Origin of the sequence: Mycobacterium sp. IS-1496, assembly GCF_001499995.1 — a bacterium.
In the GTDB taxonomy this organism is placed as follows: Bacteria; Actinomycetota; Actinomycetes; order Mycobacteriales; family Mycobacteriaceae; genus Mycobacterium.
This window is the reverse complement of sequence record NZ_LQIU01000001.1, coordinates 117,336-141,175: the sequence shown is the minus strand read 5'-3', so window position 1 is coordinate 141,175 and position 23,840 is coordinate 117,336. Positions and strand designations below refer to the sequence as shown.

Below are 23,840 nucleotides of genomic sequence, written 5' to 3'. Positions count from 1 at the left end.
CGCGCAGCGCACCGAGACCGCGGCCGCAGACACGAACCTCCGGTTCAGCTTCTGCTCTGGGGCCGACGGCCCGACCACGGATCGACCAGCGACCTGCACTCCGTGCGTCACGACCTCAGCCCGGCGGCGCGGACGTTCAAGACACAGGCGCTCTACGCCACGGGGCTCGTCACGAGCGTCGAAGAGTGCGAGCACTTCTGGGCCGACGGCACCCTCGGTTCCTCCGGCTTCTGGGACCTCGTGCCCACCGAGGCAGGTCTGCACCTGGCGGGCAGCAGCCGTCGAGCCGGGCCGTGACGCCCGCGGTGGTGGAAGGATGAGCTGCGTGGCTGAACGTTGGACCAAGGAGCGCCGGATCGAGCACACCCGCCAGATCCTGTTGGACGCCGCCGAGGAAGTCTTCGCCCGTCGGGGTCTGACCGGCGCCGCGCTCGAGGAGATCGCCGACGCCGCGGGGTTCACCCGGGGGGCCATCTACTCGCAGTTCGGTGCCAAGGAGACGCTGTTCCTCGCGGTCGTCGACCGCCAACGTCAGCGCTTCCTCGACGGTTTCGCCGAAGTGATGATGTCCTTTCACAGCCTCGGCGACGTCGACATCGACGAGCTCGCCGAGCGGTGGCGCGAACTGAGCAGCGGGACCGACCGGGCGGCGCTGGGGTACGAGCTGACGTTGTTCCTGTTGCGCAACCCCGATGCGCGTGAACGCGTGGCCGCTCAACGTCTCGAGACGATCCGTGCGCTCAGCGAATTCATCAGCAAGAACATCGCGCGCATCGGGGGCACGCTCACCATGGATCCCGAGACACTGGCCCGGATCGTGTTGGCCGCAAACGACGGAATCACCCTCGAGAGCCATCTCGACGGCGAAGACCTCTACCGCCCCTACCTCGAGCTGGTCATGTCCTGCGTCAGGACCGGGCAGTAGCGACGTCGCCACCCCGCCCGCGAAACAGCATTCCCTGTCGTCGAGCCACGTTCTTGACGACAGGGAATGCTGTTTCGGCGGAATGTCAGCCGATGCCGTGCAGGATGACGCCGTTGCAGTCGGCGGCGGCCTGGCGCAGCTTGACCGCCTCCTGATAGGCGTCGGAGTAGTACCACTCGCGGGCGGCCTCTTCGGATTCGAATTCCAGCAGCACCGTCTGGGTGCCGTGCCATTCGCCTTCGATCGCCTCCGGCTTCGGATCGAACGCCAGCAGCGTCGAACCTGCCATGGTCTGCGCAGCGAGCTTGCCGTACTCGGCCATACCGGCCGGATCCTTGACGTCTTCGGTGATCAGGATGTAAGCCTTGGGCACTGTGTCTCCTTGCAGTTCAGTCGATTTCGGCGATGGCTCGTTCAGGGCAGTTCGTGATGGCCTCGCGCACGGCTCCTTCGAGTTCGTCCGGCACCTCGCCCGGGTCGGCGACCGCCCACCCGTCGTCGGTCATCTCGAACACCTCGGGGCACAGCGTCAGACACATACCGTGTCCGGCACAGCGGGTCTCGTCGACGGCGACCTTCACGCCTTCTCCCCCGTCACGTCGAACTCCAGGTGCAGCTCGGTGAGACCGCGCAGGATGTAGGTCGGGATGTAGTCGTAGCGGCGCTCGCCGGCCGGTCCGTGGTGCGCCTCGCTGATCCGGATGTCGGTCGTGCGGTCGAGCAGGCGCTCGAGGCCGACGCGGGTCTCCGCACGTGCCAGCGGTGCTCCCGGGCAGCTGTGGATGCCGCGGCCGAACGCCAGATGCTGGCGCGCGTTCTTGCGCTGCGGGTCGAAGGTGTCCGGGTCCTCGAAGCGGCGTGGATCGCGGTTGGCCGCGCCGTTGATCACCATCAGGGTCGTGCCCGCGGCGAGCGTCTCGTCGCCGACGGTGACGGGCACCCGCGAGAGCCGGAAGTCGCCCTTGACGGGGCTCTCGATGCGCAGGCACTCCTCGATGAAGTTCGGTAGCAGGCTGCGGTCCTCGCGCAGCGCGCGCTGGATCTCGGGCTGGTCCCCCATCACCTTCAGCGCGGTCGACAGCAGCCGGACCGTCGTCTCCTGACCGGCCGAGAAGACATTCGTCGCCACCCGCACGACATCGCCCACCTCGGGCATGGTGCCGTCCGGGAAGGTCGCCGTCGCCAGCCCGGTCAGCACGTCCTCACGGGGTTCACGCCTGCGGTCCTCCACGTATTCGGCGAAGACGTCGTACAGGTATTCCAGCGGCGTCTTCGTCAACGCCTTGTCGGCGCTGCCCAGCGCGCCGCCGTGGGTACCCCGCGCGAGCCGTTCGAGGAGTTCCGGCCGGTCCTCCTCGGGCACCCCGAGCAGATCCGCGATCACCCGCAGCGTGAACGGTGCCGCGAACCCCTTGATGAACTCGCCCTCGCCGGCGGCCAGGTATTCGTCAAGGATGTCGTCGGCCAGCTGCCACATCGCATCCTCGTTCTCCTTGAGGCGCTTGGGCGTGATCAACCGCATGAGCAGGGCCCGATGGTTGGTGTGCGTCGGCGGGTCCAGCGTCGGCAGCTGGTCGCTGAACGGGATCTCGTCGCGGTGCTTCTCGATGAGCTCGGTGACTTCGTCCCCGTCGCGGCCCTCCAGCGAGATCGGGAATCCGGGGAACGGCCCCGTCACCGAGATGCACGACGAGAAGGTCTCCGCGTCGTTGTAGACGTCGACCGCCTCCTGCCAGCCGGTGACCATGGTGACGCCGTAGTGGTCCTCGCGGGTCACCGGGCATTTGTCGCGGAGCGCGGCATAGAACGGGTAGGGGTCGTCGGTCAGTCGACCGTCCCGGAAGAAGTCAACCGAGGTGAGGTCCTCCGCCATGCGCTGCTCCATTCGATCCCAGAAGCGAGAACGTGATTCTCATCTTTGCGTATCAGGTTTTCATACCGGCGATGCGACGTCAACGAACGGGTGGTCAATGGTCCTCGGGCTCGATGCCGAAGGAGTTCACCGCGAGCGCGAGCAGGTGGTATCCGCCGACCGTGAACACCAGGTCCATGCACTGGCGTTCGTCGAGGTGACCGCGCAGCGCGCCCCACGTCCCGTCGGAGATGGTGCTGTCGCGCTCGAGTTCGTCGACCACCCGGATCACCAGTCCGTCCAGCTCGTCACGCATGATGCCACCGCGGATGCCGTCGATCTCCTCGGGTGTCAGCCCGGCGCGTTGCGCGAGTACGACGTGGTGGTCCCACAGGTAGTCGCACCGCCGCCACATGACCGCACGCATCAGCGCCACCTCCCGCATCCGCGGCGTGAGCGTCGACCCCCGCAGGAGGTAGGCGTTGAACTCCAGGTACGCCCGGGTGAGCGGCTGATGCCGGACCAGGGTGGCCAGCACGTTGCCGGCGTCGCGCGGATTGGCCCGGTCGGCGCCGAGCAGCGGGCTCAGCGCTTCGCGGACGTCGTCGTCCCATCGATCGGGCGGCAGTGGCGTCAGGCGTGTCACTGGATCGGTTCGTCGCCGAGCACGGTGGTGCGCAACATCTCCCGCGGTGAGTTCTCCGGGTACGGCGCCGCGCGGTGCAGCACACCTCGGTTGTCCCAGATGACGGTGTCACCCACCGACCAGGTGTGGCTGTAGACGAGTTCGGGTTGCGTGGCGCGGTCGAGCAGTTCGGCCAGCAGCGCCCTACCCTCGTCGAGGTCCATCCCGACGATGTGGTCCGCGGAGGCCCCGAGCACCAGCGATTTGCGGCCGCTGCGGTGCGTCCACACGAGGGGGTGTTCGTGTGTCGGGCGAGACCGCCACCGCGCCACCAACTCCGGTGAGGGATCGGGCGTGACGCGGCGCTGCGAGGCCTCCAGTGAGTGCACCACCCGCAGCGACGCCAGGCGCTGCTTCTCGTCGTCGTCGAGGTGGTCGTAGGCGCCGTAGGAGCTGGCGAACTCGGTCTCCCCGCCGCTCTCGGCCACCTGCAGAGCCGAGAGCACCGTGGCCATCTGGGGGTACTCGTCACCGGTGGGTGTGCATCCGTCGATGTGCCAGTCGAACGTCGCGCGCAGATACGCCGCCGAGGAGTTCTTCGACTTGTCCAGGGTCACGGGGTAGATGCCCGCCACCGGGTGGTGCCCGTCGGAGGAGTGGTCGACCTCGCCGAGGCGCCGGCAGAACGCCACCTGCGCCTGCGGGTCGAGGTGCAGGCCCGGGAACACCAGCACGCCATTGTCTTCCAGCGCGTCGAGCACCGCGGCGCCCAGCGCCTCGTCGGCGGCCAGCGCCTCCGGATCCAGGCCGGTCACCTCCGCGCCGACCGATGCGGTGAGCTTGTTGATCGTCAACACAGTCATGGTGGTTTCCGTTCCGGTCGTCATGGCACCGGCGCGCTGACGCGGTGCATCACGGCGTCGGCGGAGTCGGCGGGCTTCTGCGTGCCGAAGATCTCGACAGCCATCGAGACCATGATCATCGAGTAGATGAGGTGCAGCAGGTTCAGCGCATCGTCGGGCACGTCGTCGAGCGGGAACTTGTCGCAGTAGTCGATCGCCTCCTCGAAGCGAGGGGTGAACGCGTCGTAGAACTCACGGATCTCGGGCATGGGGGTGGCCAACCGGGTCTCCCACCGCTCGGCTTCGGTTGGCAGGCACCACTTCTCGGCGAACGGTTCGAACTCGGCGAAGGCGCTGGGTAGGCGTACTTCGGTCATCGTCACACCCCCACCGGACTGCGCTCGGCCTTGTACTCCTCGACCCACTTGACGGCCTCGTGGTGCAGGTGGCGCACGAGGATCTCCTGGTCGCTAAGTGGATAGTCGTCGACGATGTCGTACTCCAGCGCCGCCTGCGTGCCGCCGAGCATCCCGGCGTCCTGCAGCGCGAACTCCTTGAGCACGACGGACGCGACCTCGTGCTCGATGCGTTCGCGCACCGTGCGCGCCGGGTGGAATGCGTTGTACGCCTCGAACTTGTGGGTGTTGTGCGAGGTCGGCCAGTAGCGGTAGAGCAGATACCAACCGTGATAGATGAGGATCTCGAGGTTCGGGAAGATCTGGAAGTTGGTGATTCCCCACGGTTCGATCCCGCCCGGGTTCAGGCCGGCCGACTGGTGCGTCTCGGGAGTGCGCCACGGCCCCACCAGCCCGCTGCGTGTGGTCCGTTCGACGGGGTACATGAACTCCGGGTCGAGCAGCCAGCGCCGGGTGCCGGCAGTGGACACCAGGCGGTGCGGACCGTCGATCTGGAAGTGGCCGCACTCGAACGTCGCGTTCGGCTGGCGCACCGCGCTGGGCACCTGCTGGGAGTGCAGCGACGGCACGTGGTAGTACTCCTGGAACGCGTCGGCGAAGATCTTCCAGTTGCTGTTGTTCTGCGCCTCGAATTCGTAGCGCTCGGTCATCAGATGGAACGGGTAGTCGTCGAGCGCGGTGATCATCGGCCCGAGGAACTCGCGCAGGCTCCACCGCGGTTCGGGGTCCAGGTTGATGAAGATGAAGCCGTTCCAGACATCGCAGTTCACCGGCTTCAGGCCGTACTGCGAGCTGTCCAGGCCGAAGAACTCACCCTCCTGCTGAACGAAGGTCAGTTCGCCTTTCAGGTCGTAGCGCCACCCGTGGTACTTGCACGTGAACTGGCGGCAGGTGCCCTTGACCTCTTCGTTGGGATAGTCGTTCCACACCAACTTGTTTCCGCGGTGGCGGCATACGTTGTAGAACGCCCGGATATGTTGATCCTTACCCTTTACGACGATCACGGACGTCCTGGCGGCATCGATCTCCTTGGTGAGGTAGCTCCCGACGCGCGGCAACTCCTCGACCCGGCCGACGTTGAGCCAGGCCCGCTTGAAGACCGCCTCACGCTCGAGTTCGTAGAACTCCGGGGAGATCGAATCGCGGAACGAGATCGGGCTGGTGCCGAGCTCCGGGTAGTGCTCGGTCCAGCTTCCCTCGGCCGGCTTAGGCCACTTCCCCATGCGAACCTCCCTGTCGTTGAGATCTGTTGCGAGTCATCACATCACTGATCCACCGTTGACGCCCAAGGTTTGGCCGGTGATGAAGCCGGCCTCCTCCGAGCACAGGAAACCGACCGCGGCGGCGATGTCGTCACCGGTCCCGAGGTGGCCCAGCGGAACGCTCGCCGCCATCTGCTCGTTGGACGGCAGGAATCCTGCGGCTTGGCCGGCGTGCTGCATCGGCGTCTCGATGGCCGACGGCGGAATGTTGTTGACCGTGATGCCGACCGGCCCGTACTCGCGGGCGAGCGACCGGGTGAGCGACAGCAGTGCACCTTTCGAGGCCGCATAGTGCGCCATCCCGGGCGAGCCGCGCTGAGCGCTCGACGACGAGATCATCACGATCCGCCCCCAGCCCGCCTCCAGCATGTCGGGCACCGCGACCTGACAGCAGTGGAATGTTCCGGTCAGGTTCACGTCGACGAGCCGCTGCCACGCCCGGACGCTGATCTCGGTGAACGGCGACCAATCGACCGCACCCGCGCTCGTGACCAGTATGTGCACCGGCCCGAGTTCGGTGCGCACCTTGGCGAAGGCATCTTCGACAGCGGCGCGATCGCTGACGTCGGCCGCGACCCCCAATGCGGTCACGCCATCGGCGCGTAGCTCTTCGGCGACCCGTTGCGCCGCTTCGCCGTTGAGATCCAGCACTGCGACCTTGTGCCCGCGCCTGCCGAGCTCGCGGCACGTCGCCTCGCCCATCCCGGACGCGCCGCCGGTCACGACCGCCACCCGGCTCATCGAATCGACCCCATCAACCAACCACCTCTACTCGTAGACCACGTGGACTGTTCGGCTCGTCGGCAGGGACTGACACGTCAGCACCCAACCTTCGGCCACTTCGTCGTCGTCGAGCGCGTCATTGTTGAGCATCCTGGCGCTGCCGGACTCGATGCGCGCCATACACGTTCCGCACGAACCGGTTTCGCAGGAAGACGGAGCGCGCAGACCCGCGACCCGAGCCGTCTGCAGCAGCGTGTTGCCCGCCCGGTACGGCGCCTTGACGGTCTTACGGTCGAGCTCGATGACCACTTCTTCGGTCTGTTCGGTGGCATTCACGGCGTCGCTCGGCACGGCGGCCACCTGAAACCGCTCGAGATGCAGTCGGTCCCGGGAGACGCCGCCGTTCAGCAGCGTCCCCTCGACGGTGTCCATGAACGGCGCCGGGCCGCAGATGTAGTAGTCGGCGTCGCGGCCGGTGCCGATGAGCGCTTCGATCGCGGCGGCCTGCACGACGCCGGACTCTTCGTCGAAGTGCTGAGTGACCGCCAACCGGTCCGGGTGGGCTTCGGCGAGGGCATCGAGCGACTCACCGAAGATCACCGAGTCGCGACTTCTGTTGGCGTAGAACAACGTGATGTGCCTGTCGGTGCCCACCAGGGCCGAACCGATGAGCGAGAAGATCGGCGTGATGCCGCTGCCGCCGGCGAATGCGACGATGTCGCGGTCGGATTCGCTCAGCACGAACCGACCTTCGGGAGGCAGGGCATGGATCTCCACCCCCGCCGCCGCGGTGTCGTTCAGATAGTTGGAGACCAGCCCGCCCGGATCGCGCTTGACGGTGATCCGGAGTTCCTCGCCATTGTGCGGGGATGACGACATCGAGTAACAGCGTCGGTGGTCGTCCCCGGCAACCTTCACTCGCAGGGTCAGGAACTGACCGGCCCGGTAGCGGAACCGGTGTGAGCAGTCCGCGGGGACGTCGAGAACCAGGGACACCGAGTCACTGGTCTCCCGCACGACTCGTTTGATGCGCAACGGCGCGAACTCGAGGGCTTCTTCGGACATCGCCATCAGAGTATCAAGTACTTGTGATTGATTTCAAGGGGGCGTGCTCTCCGCGCCGATTCAGGTGCGCGTGGTCAGGATTCGCGCGTGAACGTGTTACTGGGCGGCCGTACCGCGTCTTCCCTGGGGCACGGCGCCGATGGCACCGAGATAACGACCTCGACCATCAACAACGCACCGACTCGGACATCGTCGCGTGGCGGCCGGGGGTCGACCCTTATCGAGTCGGCATTCGAACAGCTAGTCACCGATGTGGTCGTCGACCAGCGTGTGCCCGGTGCCCTTCTCGACGACCCGCGCCAACAGGTCGCGCAGCGTGCGCTGTTCGTCGGGAGTGAGCACCCCGAAGACCGCCTCGTGGGCGGCGATCGCGTCGCTGACAACCGCGGTGGCGATCTCGCGGCCTTCTTCGGTCAGATACGCCTTCAGTATCCGCGCGTGCTGAGGGTCGGGTTTGCGCTCGACGAGCCCCCGTTGCTCGAGCGCTTTGACCGCCAGTTGCACGCCCTGCGGGGTGATCAGCATCCGGCGCGCCAGTTCGGCTCCCGACAGGCCGGGTTCGTTGGTGAGTTGGCGCAGCACACCGATCTGCGCCGTGCTGACCCCGTGCTGGCTGACCGCCTCGTTGACCGCGGTGAGCGAAAAGTACCACGCCTGCTTGAGGTGCCACAGAATGTTGTCATCGAGCTCCATGCCCACGTCCTCAGCCACTGCGGTCACCCCCGTCGTGACGATAGACGCGGCCGTCCTTCATCACGAATGACACATCGAGCGTAGTGGTGATGTCCTTCGACGGATCACCCGGTACGGCGATGATGTCGGCGAGGTATCCCGGCTTCAGGCGACCCAGTTCGTCGTCGGCCTCGATCAACTCGGCGCTGGTCACGGTGGCGGCGCGGATCGCCTGCATCGGCGTCATGCCGCGCTCGACGAGCGCGCAGAGTTCTTTGGCGTTCTGACCGTGCGGGATCGCGGGAGCGTCCGTGCCACAGGCGATCCGCACGCCGGCCTCGATCGCCTTGGGCAGCATGGCCTGCGCCCGCGGGAAGACCACCTCGGCCTTCTTCCGCAGTTCCGGTGCGATGCGGTCGATCGCCATGGCCTGGGTCAGGTAGGTGGTCGACACGAGGAAAGTCCCGGTGTCGGCCATCATCTTGATGGTGTCGTCGCTGGCGAGGAAGCCGTGCTCGATACAGTCGATCCCGGCCTTGATGCACGCGCGGATGGCGCTGTCGCCCACCGCATGGGCGGCCACCCTGACCCCGGCGCGGTGCGCCTCGTCGGCGATAGCTGCGAACTCGTCGTCGGAGTACTGCTGGGCGCCCGGAGCGGTGCTGTGCGACATCACACCGCCGGACGCCGACACCTTGATCAGCTTGGCGCCGTGGCGGACCTGGTAACGCACGCAGGCGCGGACCTCGTCGACGCCGTTGGCGATGCCCTCGGCCACCGACAACGGCATGATGCCCGGCGCGAGGCGCTGGAACACGGTCGGGTCGAGGTGCCCGCCGTACGGGGTCACCGCGTGTCCGGCCGAATAGATCCGCGGGCCGACGTGCCAGCCCTGATCGATCGCTCGCTGCAGGGCGACGTCGAGCAGGTAACCGCCCGTCTTGACCATGAGGCCGAGGTTGCGAACGCTGGTGAACCCGGCCTCCAGCGTGGTGCGGGCGTTGACCGCACCGCGCAGCGTGCGGTACGCGGGGTCATCCTGCACACCGTGCATCGGGCTGGGCAGCCCTTCGGGTCCGCCGGGCCCGCCGATGAGGAGGTTGAGCTCCATGTCCATCAGGCCGGGCAGCAGGGTGACATCGCCGAGGTCGATGTCGACGGCCGGATCCGCCGGCGGCTGCGCAGGGTTCACCGCCGTGATGCGGTTGCCCTCGATGACCACCACGGCAGGCGAGCGCACCTCGCCGGTATCGACATCGCCCCAGCGCGCCGCCCGCAGAACTGTCTGTTCGGTCACGGCACCGGTTCGTCGACGCAGTCCAGCGATGTGGCGCCGGAGTCGGGAACCTTCGGTTGCTTCCAGCACTCCACCGGGAACGAAGCCTGGATCATCGAGTACAGCAGATGCATCAGGTTGAGAACGTCCTCGGGCAGTTCGTCAAGCGAGAACTTGTCGCAGTACGCGATGGCCTCTTCGGCGCGCGCGGTGATCGCGTCGTAGAAGGCCTGCAGTTCCTGCATCGTGCTGGACAACCGCTTGGCGTAGCGCTCTGCCTCTGTCGGAAGGCACCAGTCGGAGAACTGTTCCAGGTCAGCGAATTCGGGTGGCAGTTTCGTCGTCGTCGTCGCGGTCACGTCACACCCCTGCCGTCTTGCGCTGGTAGTCCTCGACCCAGGCCGCCGTCTCCTTGTGCAGGTGACGGATCAGCACCTCTTGGTCGCACAACAGGAACTCATCGATGACCCGCGACTCGACCATGGTCTGCGTGGCCTCGAGCGTGTTGGCGTCCTGCAGCCCGTACTCCTTGAACGACACCGCAGCGAGTTCTTGGGCGATGCGCTCGCGAGGCGTGCGCGGCTGCGGGAAGTACACCGTGCCCTCGAAGATGTGTGTGTTGTGCGACGTAGGCCAGTAGTGATAGGTCAGGTACCAGCCCTGCCCCCAGAACAGGATCACGAAGTTGGGGAACAGCTGGAACGAATCCAGGCCCCACGGATCACATTTCGCCGGGTTGAGTCCGGGCGGCATCTCCCCCAGATCCGGTTTGTCCCAGGGACCGAACAGACCGCTCTGGCAGATGTCCTCGATCGGCTTGCGCATCTCGTCGGCCATCTCCCAGGCGCGCACACCCGAGGTGCTGACGAGCCGGTGCGGCCCCTCGATGCGGTAGTGCGGCGCCTCGAAACCCGCCTCGGCGGCGGCCTTCGAATAGGCGGTCGGCGACTGGTTCGCGTGCAGCACCGGTGCGTGGTAGAACTCCTGGAACGCGTCCATGTAGAGCTTCCAGTTGGCCTTGACCTCGGACCGGTAGTAGAACCGCGAGGTCATCTTGTCGAACGGATAGCCCTCGAGATTGGTGATCATCGGCCCGAGGAACTCGCGCAGCGACTGCTCGGGCTCCTTGGCGAAGTTGACGAAGATGAAGCCTTCCCACACGTCGCAGTGGACGGGCACCAGCCCGTAGCGGCTCTTGTCGAGGTCGAAGAACTCGCCCTCCTGCTGCACGAAGGTCAGGTTGCCGTCCAGGTCGTAGCGCCAGGCGTGGTACTTGCAGGTGAACTGCCGGCAGACTCCGCTGGTCTCCTCGAGCGGCATGTCGTTCCAAACCAGTTTGTTGCCGCGGTGGCGGCAGATGTTGTGGTATGCCTTCACCTCGCCGGACGTCGTGCGGACGACGATGATCGACGTGTTCGCGACCTTCAGCTCCTTGGTGAAGTAGCTGCCCTTGCGCGGAATCTGTTCCACGCGTCCGACATTCAGCCAGGCGCGCTTGAACACCGCTTGACGCTCGATCTCGTAGAACTCGGGGCTGATCGAGTCCTCATAGGACACCGGATCGGTACCCAGCTCGGGATAGTGCTGAGTCCAGCTGCCTTCCGGCGGCTTGGGGAATCGGGCCATGGGCTTCTCCTATCCACGCGGTCAGGTCCAGTCATACCGCACGCGCACCCCGCGCATCGCTGATTTCCCGCCGGTCGGCAATCAGCCACTCGGCATTGCTCTTTGGAGGATTTCACGGGGACCTGCTGCGCCGACGGTATATGCTTCAGCTCACAATCGCAAGTAGTTGATACTGCTTGGTGCCGTCGCACGGAAGGGAGTCGAACAGGTGCGTCCGGATGAGCTGTTCATCGGTGGCAGGTGGTCGGAAGCGAGCACCGGGCAGCGCATCGAGGTGATCTCCCCCCACACCGAGCAAGCCGTGGCCCAGGTGGCGACCGCGGGGCCGGACGACGTCGACAGGGCCGTCGCGGCCGCGCGGGAGGCATTCGACTCCGGGCCGTGGCCGCGGCTCGATCCGGCCGAGCGCATCGCGACGATTCGGCGCCTGGCCGAGCTCTACGGTGAGCGTCGCGCGGCGATGGCCGAGGCCATCACCTCCGAGATCGGTGCGCCGACCAGCTTCGCGCAGCGCGCTCAGGTCGGTCTGCCCTGGATGATGATGACCGCTTTCTGCAATCTCGCCGAGTGCTATCCATGGCACGAGGTCCGGCCAGGGATGTACGGCGCCGATGTCCACATCCGCCGCGAGCCGGTCGGCGTCGTCGCCGCGATCGTGCCGTGGAACATGCCGCAGTTCCTCATCGTCACCAAGCTGATCCCGGCGCTGCTGGCCGGCTGCGCCGTGGTTCTCAAGCCGGCCCCCGAGTCCCCGCTCGATGCGCTCCTGCTCGCCGAGATGATCGCCGAATCGGACCTTCCGACGGGTGTGGTGAGCGTGCTGCCCGGCGGCGGCGCCGTGGGCGAGCACCTCGTCAGGCATCCCGGCGTGGACAAGGTGTCTTTCACCGGATCGACAGCGGCGGGCAAAGCCGTTGCCGCCGCCTGCGCGGGCGATCTCAAGCGCGTCAGCCTGGAACTCGGCGGCAAGTCCGCCGCCATCGTGCTGCCCGACGCCGACCCCGGCGCCGTAGCCGCCGCCGTGCGGTCGGCCAGCCTGAGCAACAGCGGGCAGATCTGCAACGCCCTCACGCGGATCCTGGTGCCCACCGGCCGAGCCGACGAGTTCACCGACGCACTGGCCGCCGAAATGAGTTCATTGGTCGTCGGCGACCCGACCGACGCCGCCACCCAGGTGGGCCCTCTGGTTGCGAAGCGTCAGCAGGAGCGCGTGCGGGGGTACATCGACGCGGGCCGAGGCGAAGGCGCGCGGCTGGTCACCGGCGGCCCCGGGATGCCCGACGGGCTGGACCGCGGCTGGTACGTCAAGCCGACGCTGTTCGATCGGGCCGACAACTCCATGACCATCGCCCGCGAGGAGATCTTCGGCCCTGTATTGACCGTCATCCCCTACAGCGATGAGGACGAGGCGGTCCGCATCGCCAACGACAGCGACTATGGACTCGCCGGTTCAGTGTTCACCGAAGACACCGAACGCGGTCTCGGCGTGGCGGCTCGGATCCGTACCGGAACCTTCGGCGTCAATCAGGGTTACACGATGGACCCGTTCGCGCCGTTCGGTGGCGTGAAGGGCAGCGGCTACGGCCGTGAACTCGGCCGCGAGGGCCTCGACGGCTACACCGACACCAAGTCGATCTCCGTGGCGGCGAGACAGGACCCGGCGTCGGCGACGGCGGGCAAGGGAGCGTGACGCGATGACCACACTGCACACCCGCGAGCCGAACTTCGCCCGGCCGGTCGCGCCGCACCGAGCACGGGTCTATCTCGGCGTCGCGCTGCTGACGGGCGCGGTGTTCGTGGGGATGACCGTCGCAGTCCAGTTCGGCCTGATCGCACCGACATTGACGTCGGACGTCATCGCCAACCTGCTCTTCGGTGTCCCCGTGCTCGTGGTGCCGCTCGTCATCCTGTGGGATGCGCCCGGCGAGCACCGCACCCGCCTCGACAAGGCGGCCGAACTGACGCTGTTCTACATCCCCTTCACCGCGTGCAGCCAGATCGGCTACGAGCTGATGTTCCTCATCGGCCATCCACTCGGCTGGTGGACGCCGACGGCGGACCCGGGGTGGAAATGGCTCTGGTGGCAGTACGCCCTTGCCGACACCCGCTACGTCAGCGGCAATCCGTGGATGTTCGGCCTCGAGGTGGTCGGGGTGACCACCGGTGCCGTCGTGTTCGCGCTGTGGTTCCGGCTGATCAACCCGGACTTGCCCGATGAGTCCCGAATCCGTTGTCTCTGGGGCGCATTCACCGGATGCGCGGTGCTGATGAGCAGCACCGCCGTGTATTTCATCTCCGAGGTGGGTGCGGGTTTCGCCGACATCGGTCAGGGTGCGTACGGCCTGTGGTTCAAGTTCGTCGCCGAGAACGTCCCGTTCATCGTGCTGCCGCCCCTGGTCCTCTACGCGATCCATCTGCAGATCGACTATCTGACGCGGCGGGCGGGCGCCGTGGCCGCAACCGGCTAGATACGGGCGGGCATGCTGTCCCAGCCCCGCACCGCCGATGCCGGTGACATCACGGCGTTGTCGATGTCGACCTCCCAGTCCGGGAATCGGATCAGTATCTCCTCCAGCGCAATCCGGCCCTCGAGACGTGCGAGCGCATTGCCCAGACAGTAGTGCGCGCCCACCCCGAAGGTCAGGTGCTGGCGGACCGGGCGGGTGATGTCGAAACTGTCGGCGGCCTCGCCGAATCGGCGCGGGTCGCGGTTGGCGGCGCCGATGAGCATCAGCATCGCCGCGCCCGCCGGCACCGTCTGCCCGTGATAGTGCACGTCACGGGTGACGTAGCGTGCCGCCTGCAGCGCAGGCGGTTCGTAGCGCAGGATCTCTTCGATCGCCCCCGGCAGGAGCGCGCGATCGGCCGCGAGTCGCCGCCGTTGTTCGGGATGGTCGGACAACAGCTTGCCCGACCAACCGATCAGGCGCGTGGTCGTCTCAGCACCGGCGACCGCGACGACGTTCATGAACATGAGCAGTTCGTCGCGGTGAAGCGTGCGGACGGTGCCGGTTTCGTCCTCGAACTCGGCGTTGAGCAGTTCGGTGGTCAGGTCGTCGGCCGGGTGCTCCCGCCGCCAGTCGATGAACTCGGCGAACACCTCCCCGTCGGTGATGGCGCCGTCCGGATTGTCGGTCATCGATCGGCCACGCTCGACACGCACGTGCTTGTCGCCGTCTTCGGCGACGAGTTGCTGGTATTTCTCCGGGATGCCGAACAACATCCCGACCACACGCATCGGCATGACCGAGCCGAGGTTCGTGACGAAGTCGAAGTGATCCCCTCCGACAAGCGGGTCGAGACAGCGCTGGGTGAGCTCGCGAATCTTCGGCTCGAGTGCGTTGATCTTGCGCGGCGTGAACGCCCGAGACAACAGGTTCCTGTGGATGTCGTGCAGTGGCGGGTCCTCGAAGACCAGAGTTCCCGGCGGGATCTCCATGCCGGACTGGACGATCTCGAGAACTGCCCCGCGCGCCGAGCTGAACGTCTGATGGTCGACCAACGCCGCGCTCACGTCCTCGAACCGACTCAACGCGTAGAAGTCGTGGTCCGAGTTGCGGTACAGCGGAGCCTGTTCGCGGATCCGGCCGAACATCGGATACGGGTCGGCGTTCAGCTCGACGTCCCACGGGTCGTAGTAGATTCCCTCGGCCGCGGTGATGGTCACCCGAGCTCCCTTCGTCGGCCTTCGCTCAGTTGTCAGGCAGTTTGATCGCGGACATGTACATCTCGATGACCGGCCGGTAGAGGTCGACATCGTCGAGTTCGCTGCCCAGAACAACCGAATCGCTGGTCGCGACCAGGACCTGGGCCAGGGTCAGCGGGGAGATCAGCAAGGCGCCACCGAGCCTGTCGATACCCTCGACGATGAAAGCCGCGAGCGCCTCGACGACCTCGGACCGCTTCTCGGCCACGCGCCGGCGCGCCTCCGGGTTACGGAGCAGGTAGAGCGCGAACTCGTGCCCCAGCGCGGCATGCTCGGCGCCGCGGTCACGGCTCAGTTCCCGCCACCGTGCTGCGATCTCATCGAGTTCGCGCGACCCGACCTGCTCGGCCGACGACATCACTTCGGCGAAGTTGTCGAAGTAGCGGCGCCAGTACCGGTCACTGACCGCGAGGAAGAGGTCTTCCTTGGTGGCGAAGTGTTTGTAGATGGCACCCTTCGTGTAGCCGGCCGCGTGCGCGATGTCGTCGAGAGTGGCTGGCGCGAAACCTTTTTCGGCGAACACGTCCTCCGCGGCGTCGAGCAGCAGGGAACGAGTGTGCTCGAGCCGTCGTTCCCGTGTCCAACGCTCGACCATGTTCAGAGTGTGCCACAAGAATCTGAGAAACCCTATGGACATTCAGATACCGGCTGGTATCTTAGCGCCGAATGCGCGAGTACGCGCGCGGAGTGCAGGAGGCGTCTTGAGCGAGTTGTCGAACAAGCGAAAGTCCTCGGTCACCGAGTCGGCCAGACACATCACGGACCTCGGCGCGGTGCCCCCGAGATCGTCGAATGCCATCAGGATCTGGGCGACCGTCGGCGCGGTGTTCCTGGCACTGACGCTCTACCTGATCATCCGATGGGTCAGCGGACCGTACTTCGAGCCGGTGTCGGGGGGCCCGAGCGAGCCGCCGCTGTACATGAAGATCCCGCTGATCGCCAACGCCGTCGTGCTCTGGATCGGCCTGCCACTTGCGTTGTGGTACTTCATCATCCGGCCGTGGGTGCGGGACAGGCGCATCACGCTCGACGGGATGCTGCTGGTCTCGATGGGCCTGATGATGTTCCAGGACCCGATGCTCAATTACTACAGCACCTGGTGCACATACAACGCATGGCTGTTCAACCAGGGTTCCTGGGCGCCGCACATTCCGGGCTGGGTGGCACACGAGGAACCGGGCCACACGGTGCCCGAACCGCTGTTGACCAACATCCCCGGCTACATGTACGGCGTGCTGCTGCTCACCATCGTGGGATGCGCGATCATGCGCAAGATCAAGAACCGATGGCCGGGTATCAGCAATCTGAGGCTGGTGATGGTCACCTATGCGATCGCCTTCGTCTTCGACTTCATCATGGAGGGGCTCATCCTCCTGCCGATCGGTTTCTACTCCTACCCCGGCGCCATCCAGTCGTTGTCGTTCAACGCCGGCACCTACTACCAATGGCCCGTTTACGAAGGGCTGATGTGGGGTGGCGTCCAGACAGCGCTGTGCTGCCTGCGCTTCTTCACCGACGACCGAGGACGCACCGTGGTCGAACGCGGCCTCGACAGCATCCGAGGCGGATTCGTGAAGCAACAGGGCATCCGCTTCCTGGCGATCTTCGGGGGTGTCAGCGCCTGCTTCTTCCTCTTCTACAACGTGCCGGCGACATGGCTCGGCATGCACGGCGACGCGTGGCCCGAAGACGTGCAGAAGCGCTCGTACTTCAATCCCGGCATCTGCGGTGACGGCACCGACCGACCGTGCCCGAATCCTGAACTGCCACTTCCGACCAAGCACTCAGGGTACATCAACCACGATGGCGACCTCGTGCTGCCGGAAGGCGCCGAGGTGCCGCGGATCGTTCCGATCGAACCCGGCAGGTGAGAGGTCAGGGCATCTTGACCGCCGACACGTACATTTCGACGATCGGCTGGTAGAGGTCGACGTCGTTCAGGTGGCTGCCGAGTTCGACGGCGTCGGTCGTGGCGATGATGATGTGAGCGAAGGTCGTCGCAGGGATCAGCAGTGTCGCGCCGAGACTTTCGATGCCGTCGACTATGTACTTCGCGAGCTGCTCGACGACCTCTGATCGCTTGGCCGCCACGCGTTCGCGCGCCTCCGGATTGCGCAGCAGGTAGAGATTGAACTCGAGGCCCAGCGCGGCATGCTCAGCGCCCCGTTCACGGCTCAACTGACGCCAGCGGTCGCCGATGTCTTCGAGCTCCCGTGCCCCGATGTGGTCCGACGACGACATCACCTCGGCGAAGTTGTCGAAATAGCGGCGCCAGTACCGGTCACTCGCGGCCAGGAACAGGTCTTCTTTGGTGGCGAAGTATTTGTAGATCGCGCCTTTGGAGTAGCCCGCGGCCTTCGCGATGTCGTCGAGAGTCGCTGGGATGAAACCTCTTTCGGCGAAAACCTGCTCTGCGGCATCCAGCAGCAGCGAGCGCGTGCGCTCGAGGCGTCGTTCACGCGTCCAAGGCTCGACCATGCGGCGATTTTGCCACAGATTTTTTTCGAACCACTGGTCATCCAGATACCGGTTGGTATATTTTCGACGCAGCGGCCACTGCGGGAGGAGCTCTGAGTTCTATGGGATCGACGAGTGCGGAGGAACCAGTGTCGTGAGCGATCTGTCGAGCAGGAAGAAGCCCGCACTCACCGAACCGTTGAGCAGCGCGTCGATCGGCACGCAGCCTCAGAAGAAGATCACCCCGATCCGGGTATGGGCGACGGTCGGCGGGCTGATCCTCGCCTTCCAGCTGTTCGTGTGGGGCAAGTGGGTCACCGGGCCCCACTTCGAGCGGGTTCCCGCGGGGCCGACCGATCCACCGACGTTCATGAAGGCGATCCTGTTCACCTGGACCGCCGTGATCGTGATCGGCATGCCGGTTGCCATCTGGTGGTTCCTGATTCGGCCATGGCGCCGGGAGCGGCGTATCACCCTCGACGGCATGCTGTTCGTGTCCTGCGGCCTCCTGTGGTTCCAGGATCCGCTGCTGAACTACTTCAGCACGTGGAGCACCTACAACACCTGGATGTGGAACATGGGCTCATGGGTCCAAGACATTCCGGGGTGGGTGTCCTACGGGGAACCGGGCGCCATGATGGCCGAACCCGTCCTGATGAACGCCCCGGGCTACTTCTTCGTCCTGCTGTGCACCATGCTCGGCTGCGCAGTGATGCGTCTAGCCAAGAAGCGATTCCCCAACATCAACACCTTCGGCCTGATCGGCGTGGTGATCGCCTGGACCTTCTTCTTCGATTTCGTCATCGAGGGCTTGTTCCTCATGCCGATGGGACTGTTCACCTATCCCGGAGCCATTCAGGCGCTTTCAGTCAACGCCGGCACCTACTACCAGTGGCCGCTCTACGAAGGCCTGATGTGGGGCGGCGTGCAGGCCGGCCTGTGCTGCTTGCGCTACTTCACCGACGACCGCGGCCGGACGTTCGTCGAGCGGGGCATCGACCAAGTTCGAGGTGGCGCCGTGAAACAACAGCTCACCCGCTTCCTCGCGATCTTCGCCGCGTGCAGCGCCTTCTTCTTCGTGTTCTACAACATCCCGGCACAGTTCTTCGCCATGCACCAGGATCCCTGGCCGGAGGACATCCTGAAGCGGTCGTACTTCCTGATGGGCATCTGTGGAGAAGACACCGACCGGCCGTGTCCCGACCCGGCACTACCGATGCCCCTGACGAATTCCGGATACATCAACCACGACGGTGAGCTTGTCCTGCCCGAGGGCGTCCAGCTCCCGACGAACGTTCCGCTCGAGCGGGGGAAATGAATGGTGAACAATTCTTCTTCTACGGTGGCCACCCCCGTGTCGAACGCGCCGTTCTACCGTGCGGTGCGCGACGAGGTGGAGGTCTTCCGGGCCGCGGCCCGCCGAGGCCTGCCAGTCCTCTTGAAGGGCCCGACGGGTTGCGGGAAAACGCGTTTCGTCGAGGCGATGGCCCACCAGTTGGGCCGCGAGCTGATCACCGTCGCCGGCCACGAGGACATGACGTCGGCGGATCTGGTCGGCCGATTCCTCTTGAAGGGCGGGGAGACGGTCTGGGTGGACGGGCCGCTGACCCGCGCGGTGCGCGAGGGAGCCATCTTCTATCTGGACGAGGTGGTGGAGGCACGTCAGGACACCACCGTCGTCATCCATCCGCTGGCCGATCACCGCCGTGAGCTGCCTGTCGATCGGCTCGGTACGACGCTGCGGGCCGCGCCGGGATTTCAGCTGGTGATCTCCTACAACCCGGGCTACCAGAGCGTTCTGAAGAATCTCAAGGAGTCGACCCGTCAGCGCTTCGTCGCCATCGAGCTCGGCTATCCGTCCCCCGAGGTCGAGACCGAGGTGGTCGCCTACGAGGCCGGGATCGACACGGACACCGCGCGTGCGTTGGTCAGGCTCGCGTACGCCATCCGGAACCTCGACGGCTCACCGTTGCGCGAGGTGTCCTCCACCCGCATGCTGATCCTCGCCGGCGGCCTCGCGGCTGAAGGGCTGAACCTGCGCAGTGCCGTCCACGCGGCAGTCGTCCAGGTGCTCTCCGACGACGACGATGTCATCCGCGCCCTCGATGAGCTCGTCAACACCGTCCTGCCCCCGACGTGACCGACACTCCCGGCCACGACAACCCTGACCGGTTCCGCTTCCTCGCCACCTACATCGCCGGCAGATCCGTCGAGGTGGCCGAGGCGCAGGCAGGCCAGCCGGCACATACCAACGGCCTGTTCATCTTCGTCTCGGCCGATGGTTCGGTCGACGACCAACGCCGCGAGATGATCGTGCAGGCCGCACTTCTCGGCGCGGGCAGCCTCGAGCCCCGGCTGGTGAAGGGACTGCGGGCCCGTTCGGTGCTGGCCCGCCGGTACCTGGCGCTCGAAGGCCGGCGTGTCCTCGCCGCACTGGCGCACCAGATCCCACTCGATGCCGCCCTCCTTTCCGACGCACAGCCCATCACCTCGACCGCCGATGAGTCACTGGCGGTGGCCAAGAGCCGAGCCCAGGTCGCCGACCCGCCGGAGTGGTTCGGTGTCATCAAGCCCTCCCGGCTGACGGCCGCGCCCGCCGGACCGGGCGGACAGGCCACCACCAACGACCTCAAACTTCAGTTCGACCCCATCGACATGCCCGAGTCCGCGGACGACGAGGAGGACGAGGACGACGACGGCCCAAAGGCCCAGGACAGCAAGATCCTCAAGCTCTTCGAGAGCCCGATCTTCAACAACCAGTCACTCTCGGACTACATGCGCAAGATGTTCGGCGGTAGACGATCCCCCGGAGAGGGCGCCGCGGGCGCGGAGATGACGGTTCGCTCCACCCGGCGGGTGCGGGAGATCGGCGCGAACGCCCGTCCCCTGCCCACCCGGATTCGGTTCACCGACGACGGCAAGCCCGGTGCCGCCGTGGGCGTGGGCGGTGCCTTGTATCCGGAGTGGGATGTCTTCAACGACCGGTACAAGCCCGACTGGTGCCGGGTCATCGACTTTCCGCTCACCGTGGCCGCCGACGTGTCCGATGCCGGCGTCGCGCACGACGACGTGCTTCGGCGCCGCCTGGCTCGCGTCGGGCTCGGCCCGAAGGTCCTGCGCGGCCGCGCCGACGGGGACGACCTCGACATCGAGGCGCTCATCGACCTTTTCGTCGATCTGCAGTCCGGCTTCTCCGGAGCTGAACACGTCTACCTGGAGCGCCGCAAACTCTCCCGCAATCTCGGCGTCCTCATACTGATCGACGCATCCGGTTCCGCCGTCGATGCCGACGCCGATGGCCTCGCGGTGCACGATCACCAGCGACGGGCGGCCGCCACGCTGGCCGTCACGCTCGAAGAGCTCGGTGACCGTGTCGCCGTATACGCCTTTCGGTCGCAGGGCCGCCACGCTGTGCACCTGCCGGCCATCAAGACCTTCGACCAGAGTTTCGGCGCCGTCGGACGGGCCCGGCTCAATCAACTCGAACCGGCGAGCTACACCCGCCTGGGCGCCGGAATACGGGGTGCGGGCGAGGTTCTCAAGAACCAGGCCGGCACGCCGAATCGGCTGCTGCTCGTCCTCTCGGACGGCTTTCCCTACGACGACGGTTACGAAGGTCGCTACGCGGAAGCCGACGCGCACAAGGCGCTCGAGGAGCTCCGGTCCGAAGGCGTCGCCTGCCTGTGCCTGTCCATCGGCGCCAGCACCGAAGACGATGTGCTCGAACGGGTCTTCGGCTCGGCCAGTTTCGCGAGTGCGGCAGAGCTGTCCGAGTTGAGCCCGCAGATGGACGAGTTGTTCATGTCCGCGCTCGCCGAACTCGCCGCGCCGAAGCCGGCGCGGGTGTGAACACGCCTATCGACCGAGTGTTTCCCAGAATCGGGTGAGGGCGGCGGCGCCGGCGGCGGGGTCCTCCACCATCCACCAATGTCCCAGCCCCTCGAGCACTTCGGTCCGCGCGCCGGCCCGGTCGGCCGCTCGACGCCGCATCTCGTCGGTGCCGACGAACGGGTCCTCGGTGGCGGAGAGCGACAGTCCCGGCCGGGCCGCGGCGTTCTCGAGCGCGCGTCCGGCGTCGGCCAGTGCCGGTTGGCGCGCAGAGCGGTACAGCGCCAGGATCGCCTGACCCATCTCCGGACCCTGCGCCGCGGCGAACGAAGCGGCGACGGTGACGGGGACGCCGAATTCGGTGAGCTGGTGGGCCCGGTCCTGTACCGAACCGTCCTGCATCATGGCGACCAGTTGTTCGCCGGTCTCCGGGGTCTGGAACCCCTGCGCCATGTCGTGCCATACGTAGTCACGATCGAACAGCCCGACGACGTCACTGGCCCAGCTGCGCACAAGCTCGGGTCGGTGCATCACGGCGTTGACGACGTGACCTCCACCCCAGTCGTGTCCGACGAGGTCGACGGGTCCGCTGATGCTCTGCAACTCGTCGACGAGCCAATCCCGGTAGGCGAGGAACGTCGCCGGGAAGCCGCTGGGGAGCGGGGCGCCGAACCCGGGAGGCGACAACCGCACCACATCGGTGCGGCCGAGCGCTTCGACGAGCGGGTCCCAGACCGCATCGGTCTCCGGATTGCCATGCACCAGAACCACAGTCACAGTGCTCATCCTCGCATGGCGAGGCGGCGCCGGACCGGTGCTTTTCGCCGAACCGGTGGGCGGTGGATATCAAGTACTTAACATTTCGGCCGCGGTGCGCTATGACTGATGGGATGCTCACTGGCGAGAAGATCCTCATCACCGGCGCGACGGGCAAAATCGCCTTCCCGATCGCCCGGGCGCTGGCCTCGTCCAACGACGTGTGGGGTGCGGCCCGCCTCCGCGATCCGGCCGACCGGGACCGCCTCGTCACCGCAGGCATCCACCCGGTGGCACTCGACATGAGCACCGGCGACTTCTCGGCGCTGCCCGACGATTTCACCTACGTCTTCCACGCGGCGGTCGACCCCGGCGCCGACGACTGGGCGCGTTGCCTGCGGACCAATGCGCACCATTCCGGTGGCCTGCTCCACCACTGCCGGGCGGCCAAGGGGTTCGTGCTCTGCTCGACCGGCTCGATCTACGGCTACCGGGGCCGGCGGCCGCTGACGGAGTCCGATCCACCCGGGGTGCCGCTGCGCGCCAACTACAGCTTCTCCAAGGTCGCCGCGGAGGCGGTCTGCACGTGGATCGCCGAGCAGCACGGTATCCCGTTGACCATCATCCGCATCTGCTCGACGTACGGCCCCGAGGGCGGAGCGCCCGCGGACCGGCTGGAGATGATGTTGGCCGGCAAGCCGATCCGGCTCCATCCCGACGCGCCGAACAACTACAACCCCATCTACGAGGACGACTACGTCGCGCTGGGTACCCGCGCGCTGGAGGTCGCCGACACACCTGCGGTGGTGGTGAACTGGGCGGGCAGCGAGACCGTGAGCGTTGAGGACTACTGCACCTACATGGGTGAACTGGTGGGCGTCGCACCGGTCTTCGAATACACGCCCGCGGCACACACCCCCTTGTGGCCCGACGTCACCCACATGCACCGGGTGCTCGGCCGCACCACGGTGCCGTGGCGCGACGGCATGCGACGCATGATCGCCGCGCGGCACCCCGAACTCGTACTGCGTCACCATGATCCGACCACCGCCTGAAAGGCCGCCATGGAACTACCAGGCACGCCGTCCGACGACGTGGCCGCCGTCCTCGCCGAGGGCCGGGGCGACGTCGGCACGCTGTTCGTGTCGATGGCGACACGCCATCCCGACGACGCCGACGCCGACTATCTACGCTGGCACACCCTCGACCACCGGCCCGAACAACACCGTCTGTCGGCCGTGCGCGCCTCGTTGAGGCTGGTGTCCACGCCGGCGTGCCGGTCCGCACGTGCGGTGAGCGAAGGACCCTACGACGCCATCGACCACGTGATGACGTACTTCTTCACCGACCCCGCGGGTATGGACCCGTTCCTCGCGCTGTCCAAGGCGCTCGGCGACGCGGGCCGCAAACTGCCGCTGCTGCCGCCCGTGGAGCGGGGCGTGTACGAGGTCGGCACCAAGGCGGCGGCACCCCGCATCAAGATAGGCGCCGACGTGCTGCCGTGGTGGCCGGTGCGCGGGGTGTATCTGCTGCTCGAGCGCGGCACCGCAACATCGACGCACCTGCTCGACGTCGACGGCGTCGCCGGCGTGTGGACGGCGACATCGCTGCCCGTCGACGCGCGCCTGGCCAGCGCACCTGCGGGACAGACGATCTCGTACTGCTTCCTCGACACCGACCCCGTCGACACCGCCGGGCGGCTGCTACCGGTGCTTCGGCAGCGCTGGAGCGACGCCGGTGTGACGCCGGTGTTCGCCGCGCCGTTTCATCCCGTCGTGCCCCATGAGTGGGACCGCTATGTGCCGTGAG

The 23,840-nt window shown here is 66.4% G+C and carries 27 protein-coding genes; 10 read left to right on the top strand and 17 right to left on the bottom strand.

Annotated elements, in window-relative coordinates:
* Window positions 1-102: 102 nt before the first annotated feature.
* Both AU195_RS00710 and AU195_RS00705 read left to right on the top strand, forming a co-directional pair.
* On the top strand, window positions 103-297 hold the full coding sequence (locus tag AU195_RS00710) for a hypothetical protein (protein WP_059157135.1): 195 nt from the start codon (window positions 103-105) through the stop codon (window positions 295-297).
* Window positions 298-325: 28 nt separating this feature from the next.
* On the top strand, window positions 326-925 hold the full coding sequence (locus tag AU195_RS00705; RefSeq protein WP_059157350.1) for a TetR/AcrR family transcriptional regulator: 600 nt from the start codon (window positions 326-328) through the stop codon (window positions 923-925).
* 85 nt (window positions 926-1,010) lie between these two features.
* On the opposite strand, the gene AU195_RS00700 is transcribed toward AU195_RS00705, so the two are convergent.
* The 13 genes from AU195_RS00700 to AU195_RS00640 all read right to left on the bottom strand — a co-directional run bounded on the left by AU195_RS00700 (window position 1,011) and on the right by AU195_RS00640 (window position 11,284).
* Complete coding sequence (locus tag AU195_RS00700; RefSeq protein ID WP_059157134.1) at window positions 1,011-1,298, bottom strand: DUF1330 domain-containing protein; 288 nt, start codon at window positions 1,296-1,298, stop codon at window positions 1,011-1,013.
* A 16-nt stretch (window positions 1,299-1,314) separates the two neighbouring features.
* Window positions 1,315-1,506, bottom strand: a complete 192-nt coding sequence (locus AU195_RS00695) for a ferredoxin (protein ID WP_059157133.1) — start codon at window positions 1,504-1,506, stop codon at window positions 1,315-1,317.
* Window positions 1,503-2,798 carry a cytochrome P450 gene (locus tag AU195_RS00690; RefSeq protein WP_059157132.1) on the bottom strand — a complete coding sequence of 432 codons (1,296 nt, stop codon included), beginning with the start codon at window positions 2,796-2,798 and terminating at the stop codon, window positions 1,503-1,505. Before AU195_RS00690 ends, AU195_RS00695 begins: the two co-directional genes overlap by 4 nt.
* Before the next feature lie 94 nt (window positions 2,799-2,892).
* Complete coding sequence (locus tag AU195_RS00685; RefSeq protein ID WP_059157131.1) at window positions 2,893-3,423, bottom strand: carboxymuconolactone decarboxylase family protein; 531 nt, start codon at window positions 3,421-3,423, stop codon at window positions 2,893-2,895.
* On the bottom strand, window positions 3,420-4,265 hold the full coding sequence (locus tag AU195_RS00680; RefSeq protein ID WP_059157349.1) for a TauD/TfdA dioxygenase family protein: 846 nt from the start codon (window positions 4,263-4,265) through the stop codon (window positions 3,420-3,422). The genes AU195_RS00685 and AU195_RS00680 overlap by 4 nt, the downstream gene beginning before the upstream one ends.
* 20 nt (window positions 4,266-4,285) lie before the next feature.
* The gene (locus AU195_RS00675; protein WP_059157130.1) at window positions 4,286-4,621 is read right to left on the bottom strand and encodes a hypothetical protein; all 336 of its coding nucleotides are present in this window, start codon (window positions 4,619-4,621) and stop codon (window positions 4,286-4,288) included.
* Between the two features lie 2 nt (window positions 4,622-4,623).
* A complete protein-coding gene (locus tag AU195_RS00670) occupies window positions 4,624-5,883 on the bottom strand; it encodes an aromatic ring-hydroxylating oxygenase subunit alpha (protein ID WP_059157129.1) in 1,260 nt (419 codons plus the stop codon).
* 36 nt (window positions 5,884-5,919) lie between these two features.
* Window positions 5,920-6,663, bottom strand: coding sequence for an SDR family NAD(P)-dependent oxidoreductase (locus tag AU195_RS00665; RefSeq protein WP_059157128.1), 744 nt, complete (start codon window positions 6,661-6,663; stop codon window positions 5,920-5,922).
* A gap of 27 nt (window positions 6,664-6,690) precedes the next feature.
* Window positions 6,691-7,710: a ferredoxin--NADP reductase gene (locus AU195_RS00660; RefSeq protein ID WP_059157348.1), complete on the bottom strand. Its 1,020-nt coding sequence runs from the start codon at window positions 7,708-7,710 to the stop codon at window positions 6,691-6,693.
* Window positions 7,711-7,950: 240 nt separating this feature from the next.
* On the bottom strand, window positions 7,951-8,403 hold the full coding sequence (locus tag AU195_RS00655; protein ID WP_059157347.1) for a MarR family winged helix-turn-helix transcriptional regulator: 453 nt from the start codon (window positions 8,401-8,403) through the stop codon (window positions 7,951-7,953).
* A 10-nt stretch (window positions 8,404-8,413) separates the two neighbouring features.
* Window positions 8,414-9,679: a metal-dependent hydrolase family protein gene (locus AU195_RS00650; protein WP_059157127.1), complete on the bottom strand. Its 1,266-nt coding sequence runs from the start codon at window positions 9,677-9,679 to the stop codon at window positions 8,414-8,416.
* Complete coding sequence (locus tag AU195_RS00645) at window positions 9,676-10,017, bottom strand: hypothetical protein (RefSeq protein ID WP_059157126.1); 342 nt, start codon at window positions 10,015-10,017, stop codon at window positions 9,676-9,678. Before AU195_RS00645 ends, AU195_RS00650 begins: the two co-directional genes overlap by 4 nt.
* Window position 10,018: 1 nt before the next feature.
* The gene (locus AU195_RS00640) at window positions 10,019-11,284 is read right to left on the bottom strand and encodes an aromatic ring-hydroxylating oxygenase subunit alpha (protein ID WP_059157125.1); all 1,266 of its coding nucleotides are present in this window, start codon (window positions 11,282-11,284) and stop codon (window positions 10,019-10,021) included.
* 208 nt (window positions 11,285-11,492) lie between these two features.
* Between AU195_RS00640 and AU195_RS00635 the strand changes: the two genes are divergently transcribed.
* Together AU195_RS00635 and AU195_RS00630 are read left to right on the top strand one after the other, a co-directional pair.
* Entirely contained in the window at window positions 11,493-12,974 is a 1,482-nt protein-coding gene (locus AU195_RS00635; RefSeq protein WP_059157124.1) for an aldehyde dehydrogenase, read from the top strand.
* Between the two features lie 4 nt (window positions 12,975-12,978).
* Window positions 12,979-13,752: an emopamil-binding protein gene (locus tag AU195_RS00630; RefSeq protein ID WP_059157123.1), complete on the top strand. Its 774-nt coding sequence runs from the start codon at window positions 12,979-12,981 to the stop codon at window positions 13,750-13,752.
* Here AU195_RS00630 and AU195_RS00625 read toward each other — a convergent pair.
* Both AU195_RS00625 and AU195_RS00620 read right to left on the bottom strand, forming a co-directional pair.
* Complete coding sequence (locus AU195_RS00625; RefSeq protein ID WP_502687305.1) at window positions 13,749-14,879, bottom strand: cytochrome P450; 1,131 nt, start codon at window positions 14,877-14,879, stop codon at window positions 13,749-13,751. The two genes, AU195_RS00630 and AU195_RS00625, sit on opposite strands and share 4 nt — an antisense overlap.
* A 97-nt stretch (window positions 14,880-14,976) precedes the next feature.
* A complete protein-coding gene (locus AU195_RS00620; RefSeq protein WP_059157121.1) occupies window positions 14,977-15,585 on the bottom strand; it encodes a TetR/AcrR family transcriptional regulator in 609 nt (202 codons plus the stop codon).
* A 106-nt stretch (window positions 15,586-15,691) separates the two neighbouring features.
* Between AU195_RS00620 and AU195_RS00615 the strand changes: the two genes are divergently transcribed.
* Window positions 15,692-16,861, top strand: coding sequence for a spirocyclase AveC family protein (locus AU195_RS00615; RefSeq protein WP_059157120.1), 1,170 nt, complete (start codon window positions 15,692-15,694; stop codon window positions 16,859-16,861).
* Window positions 16,862-16,865: 4 nt separating this feature from the next.
* Here the strand turns inward: AU195_RS00615 and AU195_RS00610 are convergent, their stop codons facing one another.
* A complete protein-coding gene (locus AU195_RS00610) occupies window positions 16,866-17,468 on the bottom strand; it encodes a TetR/AcrR family transcriptional regulator (RefSeq protein WP_059157119.1) in 603 nt (200 codons plus the stop codon).
* Between the two features lie 133 nt (window positions 17,469-17,601).
* On the opposite strand from AU195_RS00610, the gene AU195_RS00605 reads away from it, so the two are divergent.
* The 3 genes from AU195_RS00605 to AU195_RS00595 are packed head-to-tail and all read left to right on the top strand — an operon-like array spanning window position 17,602 to window position 21,296.
* The gene (locus AU195_RS00605; protein WP_059157118.1) at window positions 17,602-18,765 is read left to right on the top strand and encodes a spirocyclase AveC family protein; all 1,164 of its coding nucleotides are present in this window, start codon (window positions 17,602-17,604) and stop codon (window positions 18,763-18,765) included.
* Window positions 18,766-19,587 (top strand): CbbQ/NirQ/NorQ/GpvN family protein, encoded by an 822-nt coding sequence (locus AU195_RS00600; RefSeq protein ID WP_059157117.1) that lies wholly within the window; start codon window positions 18,766-18,768, stop codon window positions 19,585-19,587.
* The gene (locus AU195_RS00595) at window positions 19,584-21,296 is read left to right on the top strand and encodes a nitric oxide reductase activation protein NorD (RefSeq protein ID WP_059157116.1); all 1,713 of its coding nucleotides are present in this window, start codon (window positions 19,584-19,586) and stop codon (window positions 21,294-21,296) included. Before AU195_RS00600 ends, AU195_RS00595 begins: the two co-directional genes overlap by 4 nt.
* A gap of 6 nt (window positions 21,297-21,302) precedes the next feature.
* On the opposite strand, the gene AU195_RS00590 is transcribed toward AU195_RS00595, so the two are convergent.
* On the bottom strand, window positions 21,303-22,052 hold the full coding sequence (locus AU195_RS00590; RefSeq protein ID WP_059157115.1) for an alpha/beta fold hydrolase: 750 nt from the start codon (window positions 22,050-22,052) through the stop codon (window positions 21,303-21,305).
* A 113-nt stretch (window positions 22,053-22,165) separates the two neighbouring features.
* On the opposite strand from AU195_RS00590, the gene AU195_RS00585 reads away from it, so the two are divergent.
* The gene (locus AU195_RS00585) at window positions 22,166-23,086 is read left to right on the top strand and encodes an NAD-dependent epimerase/dehydratase family protein (protein ID WP_059157114.1); all 921 of its coding nucleotides are present in this window, start codon (window positions 22,166-22,168) and stop codon (window positions 23,084-23,086) included.
* A 9-nt stretch (window positions 23,087-23,095) separates the two neighbouring features.
* Window positions 23,096-23,839, top strand: a complete 744-nt coding sequence (locus AU195_RS00580; protein WP_059157113.1) for a hypothetical protein — start codon at window positions 23,096-23,098, stop codon at window positions 23,837-23,839.
* Window position 23,840: the final 1 nt, after the last annotated feature.

What these genes read in the sequence shown, in the direction of transcription:
- AU195_RS00640 (WP_059157125.1), bottom strand. Translation starts at nt 11,284, where the DNA reads ATGGCCCGATTCCCCAAGCCGCCGGAAGGCAGCTGGACTCAGCACTAT.
- AU195_RS00670 (WP_059157129.1), bottom strand. Translation starts at nt 5,883, where the DNA reads ATGGGGAAGTGGCCTAAGCCGGCCGAGGGAAGCTGGACCGAGCACTAC.
- AU195_RS00660 (WP_059157348.1), bottom strand. Translation starts at nt 7,710, where the DNA reads ATGTCCGAAGAAGCCCTCGAGTTCGCGCCGTTGCGCATCAAACGAGTC.
- AU195_RS00690 (WP_059157132.1), bottom strand. Translation starts at nt 2,798, where the DNA reads ATGGCGGAGGACCTCACCTCGGTTGACTTCTTCCGGGACGGTCGACTG.
- AU195_RS00580 (WP_059157113.1), top strand. Translation starts at nt 23,096, where the DNA reads ATGGAACTACCAGGCACGCCGTCCGACGACGTGGCCGCCGTCCTCGCC.
- AU195_RS00655 (WP_059157347.1), bottom strand. Translation starts at nt 8,403, where the DNA reads ATGGAGCTCGATGACAACATTCTGTGGCACCTCAAGCAGGCGTGGTAC.
- AU195_RS00665 (WP_059157128.1), bottom strand. Translation starts at nt 6,663, where the DNA reads ATGAGCCGGGTGGCGGTCGTGACCGGCGGCGCGTCCGGGATGGGCGAG.
- AU195_RS00680 (WP_059157349.1), bottom strand. Translation starts at nt 4,265, where the DNA reads ATGACTGTGTTGACGATCAACAAGCTCACCGCATCGGTCGGCGCGGAG.
- AU195_RS00610 (WP_059157119.1), bottom strand. Translation starts at nt 17,468, where the DNA reads ATGGTCGAGCCTTGGACGCGTGAACGACGCCTCGAGCGCACGCGCTCG.
- AU195_RS00630 (WP_059157123.1), top strand. Translation starts at nt 12,979, where the DNA reads ATGACCACACTGCACACCCGCGAGCCGAACTTCGCCCGGCCGGTCGCG.
- AU195_RS00620 (WP_059157121.1), bottom strand. Translation starts at nt 15,585, where the DNA reads ATGGTCGAGCGTTGGACACGGGAACGACGGCTCGAGCACACTCGTTCC.
- AU195_RS00585 (WP_059157114.1), top strand. Translation starts at nt 22,166, where the DNA reads ATGCTCACTGGCGAGAAGATCCTCATCACCGGCGCGACGGGCAAAATC.
- AU195_RS00625 (WP_502687305.1), bottom strand. Translation starts at nt 14,879, where the DNA reads ATGTTCGGCCGGATCCGCGAACAGGCTCCGCTGTACCGCAACTCGGAC.
- AU195_RS00600 (WP_059157117.1), top strand. Translation starts at nt 18,766, where the DNA reads ATGGTGAACAATTCTTCTTCTACGGTGGCCACCCCCGTGTCGAACGCG.
- AU195_RS00675 (WP_059157130.1), bottom strand. Translation starts at nt 4,621, where the DNA reads ATGACCGAAGTACGCCTACCCAGCGCCTTCGCCGAGTTCGAACCGTTC.